The sequence below is a fragment of the Streptomyces sp. S465 genome (assembly GCF_026898115.1).
Classification (GTDB): Bacteria; Actinomycetota; Actinomycetes; order Streptomycetales; family Streptomycetaceae; genus Streptomyces; species Streptomyces luomodiensis.
Window position 1 is genome coordinate 7,058,156 of the sequence record NZ_CP114036.1, and the last position, 19,192, is coordinate 7,077,347.

Here is a 19,192-nt window from a genome sequence, read left to right on the forward strand (position 1 = left end):
CCTGCTCCGACCGGCCCAGCGTCCGTCCCGCGACCCCGCCCCCATCGGGTGAATCGGCGTGCGCCCCGGGTGTGCGCGCCGCGCTCCCGCCCGTCTGGCAGAACCATGGGCGCGCACGGGGCACGGGCAGGCGTGGAGGTGGCACCGGTGAGCGAGCGGAAACCCGGCGGCGGCCCTGGTAGCGGCGCCGACGGCTCCGGCCGTACGGTCCGGCGCGGGTACCTGCGGACGAAGTCGATCGAACAGTCCATCAGGGACACCGAGGAGCCCGAGCACGCCCTGACCCGGTCGCTGTCCGCCCTGGACCTCACGGTCTTCGGCGTCGGCGTGATCATCGGCACCGGCATCTTCGTCCTCACCGGAGCCGTCGCCAAGCAGCAGGCGGGCCCCGCGACCGCGCTCGCCTTCATCGTCGCGGGCATCGTCTGCGGGCTGGCCGCCCTCTGCTACGCCGAGTTCGCCTCGACCGTGCCGGTGGCCGGGTCCGCGTACACCTTCTCGTACGCCTCACTGGGCGAGCTGCCCGCCTGGATCATCGGCTGGGACCTGGTGCTGGAGTTCGCGCTCGGCACCGCCGTGGTCGCGGTCGGCTGGGCCGGCTACATCCGCTCCCTGCTGGCCAACGCCGACTGGCGGTTGCCCAGTGCGCTGTCCGGCCCCGACGTGGCACACGGCTTCTCCTTCGACGTGCTCGCCGCCGCGCTGGTGCTGGTGATCACCGCGATCCTCGTCCTCGGGATGAAGCTCTCCGCACGCGTCACCTCGGTGGTCGTCGCGATCAAGGTGGCCGTGGTGCTGCTCGTCATCATCGCGGGCTCCTTCTTCATCGACCCGGCCAACTACCACCCCTTCATCCCCGAGGCCAAGGGCACGATCTCGGGTTCCGGCTTCGGCGCGCCCCTGATCCAGCTGATGTTCGGCTACCAGCCGACGACCTTCGGCGTCGAGGGCATCTTCACCGCCGCCGCCGTGGTCTTCTTCGCCTTCATCGGCTTCGACGTCGTGGCGACCGCGGCGGAGGAGACCAGGCACCCCCAGCGGGACATGCCCCGCGGCATCCTCGGCTCGCTCCTCATCTGCACCGCGCTCTACGTCGCCGTGTCCATCGTGGTCACCGGGATGCAGAAGTACACCCGGCTGTCCGTGGACGCCCCGCTCGCCGACGCCTTCAAGGCCACCGGGCACCCCTTCTACGCGGGCGTCATCAGCTTCGGCGCGGCGGTCGGGCTCACCACGGTGTGCATGATCCTGCTGCTCGGCCAGAGCCGGGTGTTCTTCGCGATGAGCCGGGACGGGCTGCTGCCCAGGTTCTTCTCCCGGGTGCACCCGCGCTTCGGCACGCCGTACCGCTCGACGATCCTGCTCGGCGTGCTCATCGCCGTCGTCGCCGGGTTCACCAGCATCTCCCAGCTGGCGGCCCTGGTGAACATCGGCACGCTCTTCGCCTTCGTCGTGGTCGCACTCGGTGTGCCCATCCTCCGCCGCACCCGGCCCGACCTGCCGCGCGCCTTCCGCACGCCCTGGGTGCCGGTGCTGCCGATGCTGTCGGTGGCCGCCTCGGTGTGGCTGATGCTCAATCTGCCCGCCGAGACCTGGCTGCGGTTCGCGGTGTGGATGGTCATCGGCCTGGTCGTCTACTTCCTGTACGGCCACCGCCATAGCCGGGTGACCGAGGTGGGGGCGCGTACGGAGTAGGGCGGTTCGCGAGACGCCGGGCAGGGGCCTGCGGCGGGCCTACGGCACCCGGCTGCGCCTGGCACGGGCCTGGGCAGGGCCCCATGACGAGACGTCCGGCACGGGCCTGGGCAGGGCCCCATGACGAGACATCCGGCACGGGCCTGGGCAGGGCCCTACGACGAGACGTCCGGGCGGACCGTCCGGGGGCCCGTCACCTGCGCGCCCAGGTCCATGACCCGCGCCCGCAGCCCCCGGTCCGCCGTCACCACCAGGCAGTCCCGCCCCTTTTCGCGGGCGTCCGCCACCACCGCCACGATGTGGTCGTCGCCGCTGCCCGGCGCGTCCTCCACCCGTACGTGCCCCGCCGGCTCGACCCCGCGCGCCGCGCCCTCGACGACCATCACGATGTCCACCGGAGGGCGGGTGGCCCAGTCGGGCACGCCCGGACGGGGCGGGAGTCCGGCCCCGGAAAGGCCGGCCAGACGGTCGCGGAGCCGCTCGGCGGCGCCGCGGCGGTCACGCCACCAGCCGTCGGGTACCGAGCCGATCACATTGGCGGTATCGACCACCACAAGGCCATCCATAGTCCGAGCAAATTACTATGGACATCGTTCATTCGGAGGTAACGGCTCGGGGAAGGTTGGCAGCGAGCCATGGCGTTGCGGTTGCTCCGCGGCAAGGACGGCAGGCTCACGGCCTACGCGCAGGTGGCGGGCGGTGTCGCCCGCTGGACCGAGGACCGCCCCGGCGGATCGTCCTGGACCGGACCGTGGCTGATCGAGGTCCCCGGGCTGTCTCAGGTGACGGTCGCTCAGGGCGCCGACGGCTACGCCCATCTGCTGGGGACGCGGCGTACGGAGGACAAGGACGGGCCGCGGGTCGACATCGTCCACGCCACCCAGTTCCAGACCGGGCGTCCCCTGACCGCGTGGCACTCCCTGGGCACCCCGCACCCCAAGGACCGCGCCAAGGCGCGGCGGATCGGCCCGCCGGCCGCGGCCCTGGACTCCACCGGCGCACTCCGCGTCTTCGTCCGCAACGCCGGGGGCGGGGTGAGCGCGCGGCGGCAGGACCCCAAGGGGACATGGGAACGCTGGACCGACTGGAAGGGCACGCACCTGCTGGACGGCCTGTCGGCGGCCGCGACCGCCGACGGCCGTCTGGAGCTGTTCGCACCGGCCGGGAAGGGCGCCGCGCTGCGCTGGTACCAGCCCAAGCCCGGCGCCGCCCCGCAGCGGGGCGAGGACATCCCCGCCGACGCCCAGCCGGATTCGGCGTCCGCGGTGGAGAGCAGCCCCGGCACCCTCACCCACTACTGGCGCGACGCCCACAGCGGTGAGGTCCTGGCCTGGCGGCCGGACGCCCCGGCCCCCGCACGGCTGGGCGGGGCGACGGGCACCGGCCCGGTCGCCGCGGTGCGCGCCGTGGTCGACGGCCACGACTGCACCGTCCTGGCCCACCGGGACACCGCGACCGGCGCGCTGGCGGTCGCCGCCTACCCCTGCGAGGACGAGGCGGCGGGGGTGTGGTGGACACCCTCGGGCGAGCCGGGCGCCCACACCCCGGCACTGGCGATCGACGGGCAGAGCCGGGTGGTGCTGGCCGCGCTGGGGCTGGACGGAGGGCTGCTGGTGGCCCGCCAGAAGACCGACGAGGCCGGACTGGCACTCGAGGCGTGGACCCGCGTGGGACGCGGCTGAGGGGACGCGGCGGCGCGTCGCACAAAGCGGCTGTGCCGGCCTCACGCTCGTAGCGGCAGCGGGCGCCCCGCCCTCACGCGGGGCCGGACCGCGCGTCGAGACGGTGATGTCATCCGGTCCTCCGCGTGGCGGCCAGCAGGTGCAGGCTGCTCACCCTTGGTGCCGACGCACCGGGCACTGCTGCGCCGTGGCGGTAGAGGCATTCGCTGACCAGGTCGCTGTCCGAGGCAACCTCGATCAGCGACCTGCCATGCGGCTTCCGTGCTGGGTGGCCGGGGCTCCGCCGGACTGCGGGCAGGCAGCCCCGCCGGGTACCCCCTGGATAACGCTTGATCTGACGCAACTGATTTGTCAATCAGTTTCCAGAGGGGTACCCCGCCCCCTGCTGTCCGGCATCGACCTCGGCCCCCGGCCACGGACGCCTCCACCGGCCCCGCCTCCATCGGCCCGCCGCCCGGCGGCGGGCGCCCGGCCCGGCATCCGGCATCAACGCCCTCGTACGGGGGTCGGTCTTCTGGAGGGAGGGCCGCCGGAGCGGTACGGGTGCCGGCGGCACGAGCGCGGAACGCGACAAGCGCCGGGCGGGCCGATTTCTCGGGCTCACCCGGCGCTCGTCGCACCGCTTCGTCGTTACGCCGGGACGCTCGCCACGCCCGGAGCCAGGAACGTCTTGCCGTTCACCCGCTCCGAGATGCCCTCGCGGTCCAGGTACGGCGTGATGCCGCCCAGGTGGAAGGGCCAGCCCGCGCCGGTGATCAGGCACAGGTCGATGTCCTGCGCCTCGGCGACGACGCCCTCCTCGAGCATCAGGCCGATCTCCTGCGCCACGGCGTCCAGCACCCGGGCGCGCACCTGCTCCTCGGTCAGGACGGTGTCGCCCTGCTGGAGCAGCGCGGCGACCTCCGGGTCCAGCTCCGGCTTTCCGGAGTCGTGCACGTAGAAGCCGCGCTTGCCCGCCTCGACCACGCGCTTGAGGTTCTCCGAGACCGTGAAGCGGTCCGGGAACGCGCCGTGCAGCGTCTCGGAGACGTGCAGACCGATCGCCGGGCCGACCAGCTCCAGCAGTACCAGCGGGGACATCGGCAGCCCCAGCGGCTCCACCGCGCGCTCGGCGACCTCGACCGGGGTGCCCTCGTCGATGACGTTCTGGATCTCGCCCATGAAGCGGGTCAGGATCCGGTTGACCACGAACGCGGGGGCGTCCTTGACCAGGACGGCGGTCTTCTTCAGCTTCTTGGCCACGCCGAAGGCGGTGGCCAGCGCCGCGTCATCGGTCTTCTCACCGCGGACGATCTCCAGCAGCGGCAGGATCGCGACCGGGTTGAAGAAGTGGAAGCCCACGACCCGCTCGGGGTGCTTGAGCTGGGACGCCATCTCGGACACCGACAGCGAGGAGGTGTTGGTGGCGAGGATGGCGTGCTCCGGCACGACCGCCTCGACCTCGGCGAACACCTGCTGCTTGACGCCCATCTCCTCGAAGACGGCCTCGATGACGAAGTCGGCGTCAGAGAAGGCGGCGGCCTTGTCCAGCGACCCGGTCACCGCGGCCTTGAGCCGGTTGGCCTTGTCCTGGTTGATCCGGCCCTTGAGCAGCAGCTTGTCGATCTCGCCGTGGACATAGCCCACACCCTTGTCGACGCGCTCCTGGTCGATGTCGGTCAGCACGACCGGCACCTCCAGCCGCCGCGCGAACAGCAGCGCCAGCTGCGAGGCCATCAGGCCCGCGCCCACGACACCCACCTTGGAGACCGGGCGCGCCAGCGACTTGTCCGGGGCGCCGGCCGGGCGCTTGCCGCGCTTCTGCACCAGGTTGAAAGCGTAGATGCCGCTGCGCAGCTCGCCGCCCATGATCAGGTCGGCGAGCGCCTTCTCCTCGGCCTCATAGCCGCGGGCGAGGTCGCCGTTGCGGGCGGCGTCGATGATCTCCAGCGCGCGGTAGGCGGCCGGGGCCGCCCCGTGCACCTTGCTGTCGGCGATGGCCCGGCCGCGCACGATGGCCTCGTGCCACGCGTCACCGCGGTCGATCTCGGGCCGTACGACCTCGATCTCGCCCTTGAGGACGGAGGCGGTCCAGATCAGCGACTGCTCCAGGAAGTCCGCGCCCTCGAAGATCGCGTCCGCGATCCCGAGCTCGTAGACCTGCTCGCCCCTCAGCTGCTTGTTCTGGTTGAGGGAGTTCTCGATGATGACCGAGACCGCGCGGTCGGCGCCGATCAGGTTCGGCAGCAGGGTGCAGCCGCCCCAGCCGGGGACCAGGCCCAGGAACACCTCGGGCAGCGAGAAGGCGGGCAGGGCCGCGGAGACGGTGCGGTAGGAGCAGTGCAGCCCGACCTCGACGCCACCGCCCATCGCCGCGCCGTTGTAGTACGCGAAGGTGGGCACGGCCAGGTTGGCCAGCCGCTTGAAGACGTCGTGGCCGCCCTTGGCGATGGCCAGCGCGTCCTCGTGGCGCTTCAGCAGCTCGACGCCCTTGAGGTCGGCGCCCACGGCGAAGATGAACGGCTTGCCGGTGATGCCGACACCGGTGATCTCGCCGTCCGCGGCCTCCTTCTCGACCTGGTCGATCGCCGTGTTGAGCTGGGCGAGCGAGGCCGGGCCGAAGGTGGTGGGCTTGGTGTGGTCCAGGCCGTTGTCCAGCGTGATGAGCGCGAACCGGCCCGCGCCCTGGGGGAGATCGAGGTGGCGGACGTGCGCCTGCGTCACGACCTCGCCTGGGAACAGCTCGGCCGCTCCCTTGAGAAGCTCTGCGGTGTTGGTCACTTGTTCCCCTCGAAGTGCGGGTTCTCCCAGATCACGGTGCCACCCATGCCGAAGCCGATGCACATGGTCGTGATGCCGTAACGGACCTGCGGCTGCTCTTCGAACTGCCGGGCCAGCTGCGTCATCAGCCGCACACCGGAGGAGGCCAGCGGATGGCCGAAGGCGATCGCGCCGCCGTACTGGTTGACGCGCGGATCGTCGTCCGCGATGCCGTAGTGGTCCAGGAACGACAGGACCTGGACCGCGAACGCCTCGTTGATCTCGAACAGGCCGATGTCCTCGATCGACAGACCGGCCTTGGCGAGGGCCTTCTTGGTGGCCGGGACCGGGCCGTAGCCCATCACCTCGGGCTCGACGCCCGCGAAGGCGAAGGAGACCAGGCGCATCCGCACCGGCAGCCCCAGCTCCCGGGCGACGTCCTCGGCGGCGATCAGCGAGGCGGTGGCGCCGTCGTTGAGCCCCGCGGAGTTACCGGCGGTGATCCGGCCGTGCGGGCGGAACGGGGTCTTCAGCGAGGCCAGGCCCTCCAGTGTGGTGCCCGGCCGCATCGGCTCGTCGGCGGTCGCCAGGCCCCAGCCCAGTTCCCCGCCCTCGGGGCTGGTCCGGCGCACCGAGACCGGCACCAGGTCCTGCTGGATCTTGCCATTGGCGTACGCCTTGGCGGCCTTCTCCTGGCTGCGCACCGCGAACTCGTCGGCGCGCTCCTTGGTGAGGTGTGGCAGCCGGTCGTGGAGGTTCTCCGCCGTCATGCCCATGAACAGGGCCGACTCGTCGACCAGCTTCTCCGAGACGAAGCGCGGGTTGGGGTCGACGGCCTCGCCCATGGGGTGGCGGCCCATGTGCTCCACACCGCCCGCGACGACGGCGTCGTACGCGCCGAAGGCGATGGACCCGGCGGTCGTCGTCACGGCCGTCATCGCACCGGCACACATCCGGTCGATGGCGTAGCCGGGGACCGACTGGGGCAGCCCGGCCAGGATGCCCGCGGTGCGGCCGATGGTCAGCCCCTGGTCGCCGATCTGCGTCGTCGCGGCGATGGCCACCTCGTCGATGCGCTCCGGCGGCAGGTCCGGGTTGCGGCGCAGCAGCTCCCGGATGCACTTGACGACCAGGTCGTCGGCGCGGGTCTCGTGGTAGATGCCCTTCGGGCCCGCCTTGCCGAATGGGGTCCGGACGCCGTCGACGAAGACGACGTCCCTAGCGGTACGAGGCACGTTGGCTCTCCTCCAGGTGCGGGATGGCACTGCTGCGGGCACGCCCGGGGGCGCGCCGTCACACCCTCATGCTACTTATGAGTAACCAAGCTGCCCAGTCCTCGCGACCGGAGGGTTGAAGGTCACAGCCGTGGACCGGCGGCGCCCGCCGCCGGTCCACGCGCGTCACATCACGCCGGGGGCGCCAGCAAGGCGGCCGTCAGCGCCGGGGTCACCTGGTCGATCTGCCAGGCGCGGGCGCCGTGACCAGCGAGAACGGAGGCGACCGCGTCCGCCGTCGGCTCGGCCGGCGGCTCCCAGCACAGCCGCCGGACGGTGTCCGGGGCGATCAGGTTCTCCTGCGGAAGATTCAGCTGTTCCGCCAGTTGGGTGACGGCCGCGCGCGCCGCGGCGAGCCGTGCCGCCGCGGCCGGGTCCTTGTCCGCCCACGCCCGGGGCGGGGGCGGCCCGGCCACCGGCTGGCCCGGCTGCGGAAGGTCTGCCTCGGGCAGGGCCCGCGCCCGGTCCACCGCGGCCTGCCACTGCTCCAGCTGACGCCGGCTCATCCGATGGCCGAAACCGCTCAGCGCGGCCAGCGCCCGGACGTTCGCGGGCAGGGCCAGCGCGGCCTCCACGATCGCCGCGTCGCCCAGCACCTTGCCCGGTGAGACATCGCGGCGCTGGGCGATCCGGTCCCGGGCCGTCCACAACTCGCGCACCACGGCCATCTGCCGGCGCCTTCGGATCTTGTGCATCCCCGACGTCCGCCGCCAGGGGTCCTTGCGCGGCGGGGCGGGCGGGGCCGCGGCGATGGCCGCGAACTCCTGGTGCGCCCAGTCCAGCTTGCCCTGCCGGGTCAGCTCCTCCTCCAGCGCGTCGCGCAGGTCGACCAGCAGCTCGACATCGAGCGCGGCGTAGTGCAGCCAGGGCTCGGGCAGCGGACGGGTGGACCAGTCGACGGCGGAGTGGCCCTTCTCCAGGGCGTATCCGAGGATGTTCTCGACCATGGCGCCCAGCCCCACCCGGGCGAAACCGGCCAGCCGGCCCGCGAGTTCGGTGTCGAAGATCCGGGACGGGATCATGCCTATGTCACGCAGACACGGCAGATCCTGGGTCGCGGCATGCAGCACCCACTCGGCGTCGGCGATCGCGGCGCCCAGACCCGACAGGTCGGGGCAGCCGACGGGGTCGATCAGTGCGGTCCCCGCTCCGGCCCGGCGCAGCTGGACCAGATAGGCCCGCTGCCCGTAGCGGTAGCCGGAGGCGCGCTCGGCGTCGACGGCCACCGGGCCATGGCCCGCGGCGAAGGCCGCGACGACCTCGGCGAGCGCGTCCGCGTCGGCGGTGACGGGCGGGATGCCCTCACGCGGCTCCAGCAAGGGGACCGGCGCCGGGGGGAGGTCGTCCGGAGGGGCGCCCCCGGTGGTTCGCAGTGTCGTCTCTGCTGCGGTCTCTTGGGCGTCGGTCACCTGTCAAGGGTAGCTGTGTGCGGCGGTAACGCAGGGCGCCCGTCGACGGAACGTTCCGTCGACGGGCGCGGGGACCGCCCCTTCGCAGGCGAACCGGGCCGGTGAGGGGCGCCGGGCGGTACAGCTCAGTGGATGATCCCGGTGCGCAGCGCGACCGCGACCATTCCGGCCCGGTCGCCGGTGCCGAGCTTGCGGGCGATCCGGGCGAGGTGACTCTTCACGGTGAGTGCGGACAGGCCCATCGAGACGCCGATGGCCTTGTTGGACTGGCCCTCCGCAACCAGCCTCAGCACCTCGACCTCGCGGCCCGACAGCTCCCGGTAGCCGCCCGGGTGGCCGGGGGCGCCCGGCGGGCGACGGTGCATCCGGGCGGCGGCGCCGAGCGGGGTGGCGCCGGGACGGCCCGGGATGCCGAGGTTGGTGCGGGTGCCGGTGACGACGTAGCCCTTGACGCCACCGGCCAGCGCGTTCCGTACGGCGCCGATGTCATCGGCGGCGGACAGGGCCAGCCCGTTGGGCCAGCCCGCGGCGCGGGTCTCGGACAGCAGCGTCAGGCCGGAGCCGTCGGGGAGGTGGACGTCGGCGACGCAGATGTCGCGCGGGTTGCCGATACGGGGACGGGCCTCCGCGATGGACGACGCCTCGATGACGTCGCGCACCCCGAGGGCCCACAGGTGACGGGTGACGGTGGAACGAACGCGGGGGTCGGCGACGACGACCATGGCCGTCGGCTTGTTCGGGCGGTAGGCGACCAGGCTGGACGGTTGCTCGAGGAGAACAGACACCAGGCCTCCTGGGAAGTGGTGGGACGGGTCACCACGTCCTTCGGCACCGATACGGTCCGGCTTTAGAGAATGATCACGATTTGGTGAGTAACAATTCGGGCAATTAGGACGACTGATCGATCAGTGCTGGTCTTTTAGGCTCGGTTCTCCCCCAGCTACCGCTGGGAGGTGCCACCGGTCGGAAGACCCGAGAACCCGGGGACTCTGCGCTCAGCCAGGCACCGTAGCGGGGCGTCCCCGGCCGGAAGGTCCCCGTGCCGGGACCCCTACGGCACTCAGCGTGCCTGGGGGCCCCGTCGCTGGGGCAGGGAGACGACCCCCGCCTCGGTGGTCCCTGCCGGGGGCAGGCCGGCGATCTGGCACAGGAGGTCGCACCAGGCGGCCAGATGCGCCGCGGTGTCCGGCGCGCCCGGCGGTTCGGTGGTGCCCTCTGCCGTCGGCTCCGGAGGGCGCGGGCCGGGGTGGGCCGGTTCGGGGGCCGGGTGGTCGGACGGGGTCCAGGAGGCCCGGATCTCGATCCGGGTCGACGGCTCCCGCTCGCCCATCGCGCCGAAGTAGTGCGAGCTCGCCCGGGTGACCGTGCCGCTGGGCGCCCCGTAGGACAGGCCGCGTGCCTCCAGGGCGCCGGTGAGCCAGGACCAGCACACCTCGGGCAGCAGCGGATCCGCCGCGATCTCCGGCTCCAGGTCGGCGTGGACCAGCGTGACCAGGCGGAAGGTGCCGCGCCAGGCGTCGTGTCCGGCCGGGTCGTGCAGCAGGATCAGCCGCCCCTCGGCCAGCTCCTCGTCGTCGCCGGACGCGCCGGTGACCACCGCCTCCAGCGCGTACGAGTAGGGTGCGAGCCGACGCGGGGGTGGGGTCGGATCGAGCTCCACCTCGGGCCGCACCCGCACACCGCGCAGCGCGGCGACGGCATGCCGGAAGGCGGGCGGGGTGTCCTCACCGCCCGCGTCCGTGCCGTCAGGGCCGTCAGCACCGTTCGAGAGGTGTCCTTGAACCGCTGCCATGCCCGGAAGACTAGGCGTAGTGAGGGCCCCAACCGGGGAGGAACACCCGGGTTGGCGGGTCACTCGTTCGGCCCGTGCGAAGATTTGGTGCATGAGCCCCAACGAGCGGCCCTCGGGCCAGCAGCAGTCCGGCCGTGCCGCGGCCCGTGCCACAGCCGATTCGGCCTTCCTGCGGGCCTGCCGCCGGGAGCCGGTGCCTCATACACCGGTGTGGTTCATGCGGCAGGCGGGGCGCTCGCTCCCGGAGTACCGCAAGCTGCGTGAGGGCATCGCGATGCTCGACTCCTGCATGCGGCCCGACCTGATCACCGAGATCACCCTGCAGCCGGTGCGCCGGCACCGGGTGGACGCGGCGGTCTACTTCAGCGACATCGTCGTACCGCTCAAGGCCATCGGCGTCGACCTCGACATCAAGCCCGGTGTCGGGCCCGTCGTCGAGCGGCCGGTCCGCAGCCGGGCCGATCTGGAGCGGCTGCGCCCGCTCGACCCGGACGATGTGAAGTACGTCACCGAGGCCGTCGGGGCGCTCGTCGGCGAGCTCGGGCCGACCCCGCTCATCGGCTTCGCGGGCGCCCCCTTCACACTCGCCAGCTATCTGATCGAGGGCGGCCCCTCGCGCAACCACGAGCACACCAAGGCGCTCATGTACGGCGACCCGGCGCTCTGGGCCGCCCTGCTCGACCGGCTCGCGGACATCACCTCCGCCTTCCTGAAGGTGCAGATCGAGGCGGGCGCCTCGGCGATCCAGCTCTTCGACTCCTGGGCGGGCGCCCTGGCCCCCGCCGACTACCGCCGCAGCGTGCTGCCCGCCTCCGCGAAGGTCTTCGAGGCCGTCGCCGGATACGGTGTGCCGCGCATCCACTTCGGTGTGGGCACCGGTGAGCTGCTCGGGCTGCTCGGCGAGGCGGGCGCGGACGTCGTCGGCGTCGACTGGCGGGTGCCGCTGGACGAGGCCGCCCGGCGGGTCGGCCCGGGCAAGGCCCTCCAGGGCAACCTGGACCCCGCCGTGCTCTTCGCCCCGCGTACGGCCGTCGAGGCCAAGGCGGACGAGGTGCTGGCGGCGGCCCGGGGGCTGGAGGGGCATATCTTCAACCTCGGCCACGGCGTTCTGCCCAGCACCGACCCGGACGCGCTGACCCGGCTCGTCGAATACGTGCACACCAGGAGCGAGGGCGGCGCGAACTGACCGGCGCCCCCGAGCGGCTCCCAGGGGCCGCCCCGGCTCCGGGCACGGCCCCGATACCGCCCGCGCGGCGGGCTCAGCGGCGCTCGGCCTGCCGTACCGTCGCCGCCGCCTTGCGCGCCGCCACCAGCACCGGGTCCCACACCGGGGAGAACGGCGGGGCGTAGCCCAGGTCCAGCGCGGTCATCTGCTCCACCGTCATCCCGGCGGTCAGCGCGACCGCCGCGATGTCGACCCGTTTGCCCGCGCCCTCGCGGCCGACGATCTGCGTGCCGAGCAGCCGTCCGGTGCGCCGCTCGGCGAGCATCTTCACCGTCATCGGCCGGGTGTCCGGGTAGTACCCGGCCCGGCTGGTCGACTCGATCGTGACCGTCTCGAACTTCAGCCCCACGGCGGTCGCTTCGGCCTCCAGCAGCCCGGTGCGGGCGATCTCCAGATCGCAGACCTTGCTGACGGCGGTGCCGACGACACCGGGGAAGGTCGCGTAGTCGCCGCCCACGTTGGAGCCGATGACCTGGCCGTGCTTGTTGGCGTGGGTGCCCAGCGGAATGTGCCGGGTGCGGCCGGACACCAGATCGAGGACCTCGACACAGTCGCCGCCCGCCCAGATGTTGTCGTAACCGCGCACGCGCATGGCCAGATCGGTCAGCAGCCCGCCGTGGTCGCCCACCGGCAGCCCCGCCTCCTGGGCGAGCCCGGTTTCGGGGGCCACGCCGAGGCCCAGGATCACCAGATCGGCGGGGTATTCGTCGACCTTGGTGGCCACGGCCCGTACCCGGCCGTCCTCGCCCGTGACCACCTCGGTGACCTCGGCACCGGTCACGGTGTCGATGCCGAGCCCCGACATCGCCTCGCGCACCAGCCGCCCCATGTCCGGGTCGAGCGTGGACATGGGCTGCTCACCGCGTTCGAGGACGGTGACCCGGCAGCCGCGCCGCATGAGCGCCTCGGCCATCTCCACCCCGATGTATCCGGCGCCGATCACGACCGCCCGCTCGACCCGGGTCGACTCCAGGGTCTCCAGCAGCGCCCGCCCGTGCTCCAGGGTCTGCACCCCGTGCACACCGGGCGCGTCGATCCCCGGCATGGCGGGGCGGCGCGGCCGCGCGCCGGTGGCGATGACCAGGTCCTCGAAGCCGTGCCAGCGCTCGCCCGTACCGCGCGGGTCGAGGTCCCGCGCCAGGACCCGCTGCCCGGCGAGGTCGATCTCGACCACCTCGGTGTGCGTCCGTACGTCGATCCCGCGGCCCCGGTGCGCCTCGGGCGTACGGGCGACCAGCTCATCGGGGCCGTCCACCAGCTCGCCGACCCAGTAGGGGATGCCGCAGGCCGAGTACGAGGTGAATGGGCCCCGCTCGAAGGCGAGGATCTCCAGCTCGCTCCGGCTCCTGAGCCTGCGCGCCTGCGACGCGGCCGACATGCCCGCCGCGTCGCCCCCGATGACCACCATGCGCCGTGCCGCCGCCATGTTCGCCCCTCCACCACTGGATGTCCGGCACTGGATGTCCGGCTGTCGTGGGACCAACCTATGCGCGTGCGGCGTGCTCCCGGATCAGCACGTACAGCACGGCGCTCAGGAGCATCAGCGCGCCGTCGATGTACACCGCGTGCGTCCAGCTGCCGTACGTGTCGAAGAGGGTGCCGCTGAGCGCCGGGCTGATCACCGCGCCGATCTCCCCGACCAGGTTGAACAGGCCGAAGGCCGCGCCCCGTTCGGTGGCGCCGACCACATCGCTCAGCAGCGCGTGCGCCATCGGCTGGAGCGCGTTGAAGAACAGGCTGGTCACGAAGAGCAGCACGGACATCACCCAGAGGGAGGGCTTGTCATGGGTCTGTAGATACGCGGCGAACACCAGCACCAGCACCCCCTGGACCACGGTGAACGCGATCAGCAGCGGCCGCCGCCCCCACCCCCGGGCCTTCGCCCGATCCGAGAGCCGGCCCCCGACGGGGAAGCCGAGGATGCCCGCGCCCGCGTTGAAGGTGGCCACCAGCGCGGCGTTCTGGAACGAACTGTGGGCGGCGTCCGCGACGATCGACACCGACCAGAAGCTGAAGAACCACAGATTCCACATGACCGCGATGAAGGCGAAGCTGAGCAGCAGCACATTGCGGTTCCGCGAGACCGCGCCCAGCCGGGTGCTCCGCCGGGTGAAGATCGCCCCGATCAGCAGGAACGCCAGCACGCACTCCAGGACGGCCACGCCCCAGCTCGGCATCCCCGCCCCGTCGGCGATCAGGTAGACCACCATGACCGCGGCGCACAGCACCACCGAGATCCCCAGCAGCCGCAGGGTGGAGCCGGTGGCCTTGAGCGGGCCGCCGATACGGCGCATATAGACCGCGGTGGCCCAGCCGAACGCCAGCGTGGCCCCGCCCAGCACCAGGAACGGCATCCGCCAGGCGTCCTCCGCGCCGAACGCCGCCCCGCCCCAGTCGATCAGATACGGCGCGCTGATGGTCGCGACCGTCAGTCCGATGGACAGTCCGGTGATGGCGACGCCCATGCCCAGACCGGCCTTGGCGGGCGGGGTGCGCTGGGCGATCAGCGAGCGGTCGTTGGAGTAGAAGACGCCCTCGCCGAGCCCGGTCAGCACCCGCAGCACGACGAAGGCGATCAGCCCGGTCATCATGCCGCTGGCCAGGGTCGTGACCCCCGCCCACAGCAGCGAGACCGCGAGCATCGTGCGGTGCCCGAAGCGGTCGCCGAGATAGCCGCCGGGGAACTGGGTCAGCATGTAGCCCGCGAAGAAGAGGCTGCCGATCAGACCGCCGAGCGCGTGCGGATGACTCGCGGAGCCCAGCATGCCGTGGTCGTGGTCGATCAGCCAGGTGACGACCGGGCCGGTGATGGTGCGGTCGGCGTAGCTGAAGAGCCAGCCGCCCAGCAGCATGGCCCACAGGGTGTGGTACGGCTGCCAGCCGCCCCGGGAGGTCGCCCGCCCCTGCGCGGCGGGCTCAGCGGTCACTTCGGGCATGTCCCGGGGTCCCCCTTCGGGCGCGGGCTGCACGCTCGACGGCGCGGTGTGTGCCACACAGAATGTGGCCGGGCACCCGCCCCGGCAAGACGCGCTCCGGGTTCTTCCAGTGACCGGAAGCCTTGGTGACGAGGGGTTGACCCGGAGCCCACGGTCACTGTGGCCTGTCCGGCCGCGATCCGCCGGTTCGGCGCCACCGCCACGCCAGTGCCGGTGACCCGGGTCCCGGCCTGGTCTCTCGCGCGGTGAGCCGCGAGCGTGCCCCCGGGCGCCGGGCGCCGGGCGCCGGGCGATGGGCTTCTCAGTCCCGGTCTTCCGGCCGGCCCCAGCGTCCCGGCCGGCCCCGGCCGGGACGCTTTCGCCCCGAGAGCCCCGGCGGCGGCCGCGCATGCGTCCGGCCCACCGGACGTCATCGGGGCGGCGGGAAAGACCCTAGGCGGCGAGGGTGCGGGAGATGCCGTGGGCCGCGACCCGTACGGCCGGGATCAGCCCCGGGGCTACCCCCTCCCCGGCCGGCACCACCACCGACAGCGAGGCCACCACCTCACCGCCCGGCCCGCGCACCGGGGCGGCGATGGACAGCCCCTCCATGGTGATCTGCCGCTCGCTGACCGCGATCCCGGTGCGCCGCACCTCGGCGAGGACGGCCCGCAGCCGGTGCGGGTCCTGGATCGTCATCTCGGTGTAGCGCCGCAGCGGGCGGGCGCACACCTGCTCGGCCAGCCGGGGCGGCCCGTAGGCGAGCAGCACCAGCCCGACACCGGTGGCGTGCAGCGGCCAGCGGCTGCCGACCCGGGTGCGCACCTGGACCGCGGAGCGCCCCGAGATCAGCTCCACGTAGACCACCTCCAGGCCGTCCCGCACGGCCAGCTGGACGTTCTCGTGGGTGGCCTCGTACAGGTCCTCCATGAACGGCAGCGCCGCCTCGCGCACCCCGCCCCCGCGCGGTGAGAGCATCGCCACCTCCCACAGCCGCAGCCCGACGTGGTACGCCCCGGTGGCGTCGCGCTCCAGCGCGCCCCAGCGGGTGAGCGTGGCGACCAGCCGGTGCGCGGTGGCCAGCGGCAGTCCGGCGCGCCGGGCGAGGGCGGTGAGGGTCAGCGAGCGGTGCGAGGCGTCGAACGCGCCGAGGACCGCCAGCATCCGGCCCGCGACCGAGCGGCCGGTGTCCGGGCGGCGGGGGGCCGGGGAGCGCGGCGTGCCCATGGGGGTGCGCGGGCGTGGTGAGGTCATGACAGCGGGAGACCGACGTAGTTCTCGGCGAGTTCGGCGGAGGCGGTGGGGGAGGAGGCGATCCGCTCCAGCCGCGCGAGCCGCAGCCGGTCCTCGAACGGGCCGGCGTCCGGGTGCCGGTGGAGCGTGTCCGTCATGAAGTACGAGAACCGCTGGGCCTGCCACACCCGGCGCAGACAGGTCCGCGAGTAGCCGTCCAGCAGCTCGGACGAGCCGGTCTGCTGCTGGTGGATCAGCGCACGGGCCAGGGTGATCACGTCGCTGACGGCCAGATTGAGCCCCTTGGCGCCGGTGGGCGGCACGATGTGCGCCGCGTCGCCCGCCAGGAAGAGCCGGCCGTGGCGCATCGGCTCCTGGACGAAGCTGCGCATCGGGGTGACCGAGACGGCGGTGATCGGACCGCGCTCCAGCGTCCAGTCCCCGTCGAGCGCGAAGCGGACCGACAGCTCGTCCCAGATCCGCTCATGGGGCCAGTCGGCCGGGTCGGTGCCGCCTGGCACCTGGAGGTAGAGCCGGGAGACCTGAGGGGAACGCATGCTGTGCAGGGCGAAGCCGCGCTCGTGGCGAGCGTAGATCAGCTCCTCGCAGGACGGCGCCACATCGGCCAGCACACCGAGCCAGGAGTAGGGATAGCCGTGCTCGAAGGTGCGGACCCGGTCGGCGGGGACGGCGCGCCGGGCGATGCCGTGGAAGCCGTCGCAGCCCGCCACGTAGTCGCAGGTCAGGGTCTGTTCGCGGCCGTGGTGGCGGAAGCGGATCACGGGCGCGGCGGAGTCCGGCTTCTCGATGGCCAGCGCCTCGGCCTCGAACAGCAGCGGGGGGCCGCCGGGCTCGTCCAGCTGGAGCGCGATCAGATCCTTGACGATCTCCGTCTGGGCGTAGACCATCACCGACTTGCCGCCGGTGGCGGAGGGGAAGTCCACGCGGTGGCCGCGGCCGTCGAAGCGCAGCTCGATGCCGTGGTGGGGCAGCCCCTCGCGGTCCAGGCGCTCGCCGGCGCCGCACTCCCGCAGCACGTCCACGGTGCCCTGCTCCAGGATTCCGGCCCGCTGGCGCCGCTCGACGTACGCCCGGTCCCGGCTCTCCAGCACCACGCAGTCGATCCCGGCGCGGTGCAGCAGCCGGGCGAGCAGCAGACCGGCGGGCCCGCCGCCGATGATGCCGACGGTCGTGCGCATCACATTGTCCCCTTGCTGTGGCTTGCCACTGTGACTTGTTCGCTGAGTGAAACTTCGTTCATAATCGGCTGGTGATGAGTTTCAGCCCGGTGCCCCCGCATGTCAATGGCCCCGTCGGCCCCCTCGAGCGCGGTCTCGCCGTGCTGCGCGAGCTGACCCGGCTGGCCGCGCACGAGGGGCGGACCACGGTCCGTCCCGGCGATCTCGTCCGTGGCACGGGGCTCGCCCGGTCCGTGGTCGACCGGGTGGTGGGCACGCTCGAACAGCTCGGCTACGTGACGCTCGACGGGCGCGACATCGGCCTCGCGGTCCGGCTGATGGAGCTGGGCAACGCGTATCTGGCGGCGAGCGGACTGCCCGGTGCGCTCGGCCCGTTCGCGGAGCGGCTCGCGGACGGCCTCGACGAGTCGGTCTCGGTCGCCGTCCCCGACGGCGACGGAGTGCGCTTCGTCGTCCAGGCCACCCGCCGCCGCACCATGTCCCTCGCCTTCCGTATCGGCGATCTGCTCCCCGCCGAGCGCTGCGCCCCCGGCGCGCTCTTCGCCACCGAGTGGTCCGAGGCCGACTGGGCCGCCTGGCACGTCCGCCGCGCCGAGGACCCCCTGGACGCCACCTTCCCGGCGGTCCCGCCCCGCCCCCGGCCCGCCTCCGACGCCGACGTCGAGGCCCACGTCACGGCCGACTTCCAGGCCCGCGTCAAGGAGACCGCCCGCGACGGCTGGGCCGCCGACGACCAGCTGATCGAACCGGGCCTGGTGGCGGTGTCCGTTCCGGTCCGGGACGCGTCGGGCCGTATCGTCTGCGCGGTCAACGTGGTCAGCCACACCAGCCGCCATGACGTGGACTCGCTGCGGGCGATGGCGCTGGGCCCGCTGAGCGCCCAACTCCCGGCGATGGCGGCGGCGGTGGCGGCTCCGCCGCCGTACTCCGCCGCATCGGCTCCTTCGGCCGCTTCGGTCCCGGGCGCGTCCGCCCCGGCCCCGGACGGGGCGCCGACGGCCGTGGGCGAGGACCCCGCGCGGGTGGCCAAGCGGGAGCTGGGAGCGGGTTTCCTCCAGTCGCTCGCGCGGGGGTTGACCGTGCTGCGGGCACTGGGCGGGGCGGAGGGCGCCCCTCAGGACGAGGCCCACGCGGCCGGGGGCGCGGCGCGGGGCACCTCCGACAGCAGCGGAAGCCTGACGGGCGGTCAGGGCGAGGCGGGGCCGGGCCGGGGGCCGGCCGACGGGGCGCGGGGCCGGGCCGACGGGGCGCGGGGCCGGGCCGACGCGGGCCCGTACGGCGGCGCCCGGCGTGGCGGAATGACGCTCAGTGCGGTCGCGGAGGCCACCGGGCTGGCGCGGGCCACCGCCCGGCGCTCGCTGCTCACCCTGGTCGAGCGGGGGTACGCCGAGGCCGACGGCCGGGTCTTCCGGCCGCTGCCACGGGTGCTGGAGCTCGGCTACGCCCCCCTCGCGGACCTCGGCTTCACCGAGATCGCCCAGCCGCATATGCGCGAACTGGTCCGCACCGTCCACGAGTCGGCCTCCCTGGCCGTCCTCGACGGCGGCGACATCCGCTACATCGCACGCGTCCCCACCGTCCGCATCATGAGCGTCAACATCACCATCGGCACCCGCTTCCCCGCCTACGCGACCTCCATGGGCCGGGTGCTGCTCGCGGGCCTGGACGCCGACGCCCGTGCCGCCCATCTCGCCGGGGTGGAGCCCCGGCCGCTCACCCGGCACACCGTGACCTCCGTGCCCGAGCTGGCGCGCGTCGTGGAGCGCGCGGCGGCGGACGGGTACGCCCTGGTCGACCAGGAGTTGGAGGAGGGGCTGCGGTCGCTCGCCGTGCCCGTACGGGACGCGCGCGGGCGCGTGGTGGCCGCACTCAACGTGGCGACCCACGCCGGTCGCGGCGCCGCCGAGAGCGTTCGCCGGGACCTGCTCCCGGCGCTGTGCGCGGCCGCGGCCCGGATCGAGGCCGACCTGGCCACGGCCTCGGCGCAGCACCCCTTGAAGTCCTTCTGAACCCCACCCCCGGCGCAACC

Annotated in this window: 14 protein-coding genes; 4 read left to right on the forward strand and 10 right to left on the reverse strand. The window is 73.2% G+C overall.

The genetic code is table 11. From position 1 onward, the window contains the following. Positions 1–222: 222 nt before the first annotated feature. Positions 223–1,695: an amino acid permease gene (locus tag N6H00_RS29855; protein ID WP_268977157.1), complete on the forward strand. Its 1,473-nt coding sequence runs from the start codon at positions 223–225 to the stop codon at positions 1,693–1,695. Positions 1,696–1,850: 155 nt separating this feature from the next. Here the strand turns inward: N6H00_RS29855 and N6H00_RS29860 are convergent, their stop codons facing one another. Further along, positions 1,851–2,261 (reverse strand): NTP pyrophosphohydrolase, encoded by a 411-nt coding sequence (locus N6H00_RS29860; RefSeq protein ID WP_268974927.1) that lies wholly within the window; start codon positions 2,259–2,261, stop codon positions 1,851–1,853. A 69-nt stretch (positions 2,262–2,330) separates the two neighbouring features. Between N6H00_RS29860 and N6H00_RS29865 the strand changes: the two genes are divergently transcribed. After that, complete coding sequence (locus tag N6H00_RS29865; protein ID WP_268974928.1) at positions 2,331–3,377, forward strand: hypothetical protein; 1,047 nt, start codon at positions 2,331–2,333, stop codon at positions 3,375–3,377. Positions 3,378–4,007: 630 nt separating this feature from the next. On the opposite strand, the gene N6H00_RS29870 is transcribed toward N6H00_RS29865, so the two are convergent. The 5 genes from N6H00_RS29870 to N6H00_RS29890 form a co-directional block, all read right to left on the reverse strand. Next, on the reverse strand, positions 4,008–6,137 hold the full coding sequence (locus tag N6H00_RS29870) for a 3-hydroxyacyl-CoA dehydrogenase NAD-binding domain-containing protein (protein ID WP_268974929.1): 2,130 nt from the start codon (positions 6,135–6,137) through the stop codon (positions 4,008–4,010). Next, positions 6,134–7,351: a thiolase family protein gene (locus N6H00_RS29875; RefSeq protein ID WP_268974930.1), complete on the reverse strand. Its 1,218-nt coding sequence runs from the start codon at positions 7,349–7,351 to the stop codon at positions 6,134–6,136. Before N6H00_RS29875 ends, N6H00_RS29870 begins: the two co-directional genes overlap by 4 nt. 170 nt (positions 7,352–7,521) lie before the next feature. Further along, positions 7,522–8,799, reverse strand: coding sequence for a ribonuclease D (locus N6H00_RS29880; RefSeq protein ID WP_268974931.1), 1,278 nt, complete (start codon positions 8,797–8,799; stop codon positions 7,522–7,524). A 125-nt stretch (positions 8,800–8,924) separates the two neighbouring features. After that, a complete protein-coding gene (locus N6H00_RS29885; RefSeq protein ID WP_268974932.1) occupies positions 8,925–9,584 on the reverse strand; it encodes a response regulator transcription factor in 660 nt (219 codons plus the stop codon). Between the two features lie 275 nt (positions 9,585–9,859). Further along, positions 9,860–10,591, reverse strand: coding sequence for a DUF3000 domain-containing protein (locus N6H00_RS29890; protein ID WP_268974933.1), 732 nt, complete (start codon positions 10,589–10,591; stop codon positions 9,860–9,862). A 91-nt stretch (positions 10,592–10,682) separates the two neighbouring features. Between N6H00_RS29890 and hemE the strand changes: the two genes are divergently transcribed. Then, a complete protein-coding gene (hemE, locus tag N6H00_RS29895; protein WP_268974934.1) occupies positions 10,683–11,777 on the forward strand; it encodes a uroporphyrinogen decarboxylase in 1,095 nt (364 codons plus the stop codon). A gap of 73 nt (positions 11,778–11,850) precedes the next feature. On the opposite strand, the gene N6H00_RS29900 is transcribed toward hemE, so the two are convergent. The 4 genes from N6H00_RS29900 to N6H00_RS29915 form a co-directional block, all read right to left on the reverse strand. Then, entirely contained in the window at positions 11,851–13,242 is a 1,392-nt protein-coding gene (locus N6H00_RS29900) for an FAD-dependent oxidoreductase (protein ID WP_268974935.1), read from the reverse strand. 58 nt (positions 13,243–13,300) lie between these two features. Continuing rightward, positions 13,301–14,752 (reverse strand): MFS transporter, encoded by a 1,452-nt coding sequence (locus N6H00_RS29905; protein ID WP_268974936.1) that lies wholly within the window; start codon positions 14,750–14,752, stop codon positions 13,301–13,303. A gap of 432 nt (positions 14,753–15,184) precedes the next feature. Then, entirely contained in the window at positions 15,185–15,985 is an 801-nt protein-coding gene (locus N6H00_RS29910; RefSeq protein ID WP_268974937.1) for an IclR family transcriptional regulator, read from the reverse strand. After that, positions 15,982–17,163 carry a 4-hydroxybenzoate 3-monooxygenase gene (locus tag N6H00_RS29915; protein ID WP_268974939.1) on the reverse strand — a complete coding sequence of 394 codons (1,182 nt, stop codon included), beginning with the start codon at positions 17,161–17,163 and terminating at the stop codon, positions 15,982–15,984. Before N6H00_RS29915 ends, N6H00_RS29910 begins: the two co-directional genes overlap by 4 nt. A 74-nt stretch (positions 17,164–17,237) precedes the next feature. On the opposite strand from N6H00_RS29915, the gene N6H00_RS29920 reads away from it, so the two are divergent. After that, positions 17,238–19,172, forward strand: coding sequence for an IclR family transcriptional regulator domain-containing protein (locus N6H00_RS29920; protein ID WP_268974940.1), 1,935 nt, complete (start codon positions 17,238–17,240; stop codon positions 19,170–19,172). Positions 19,173–19,192: the final 20 nt, after the last annotated feature.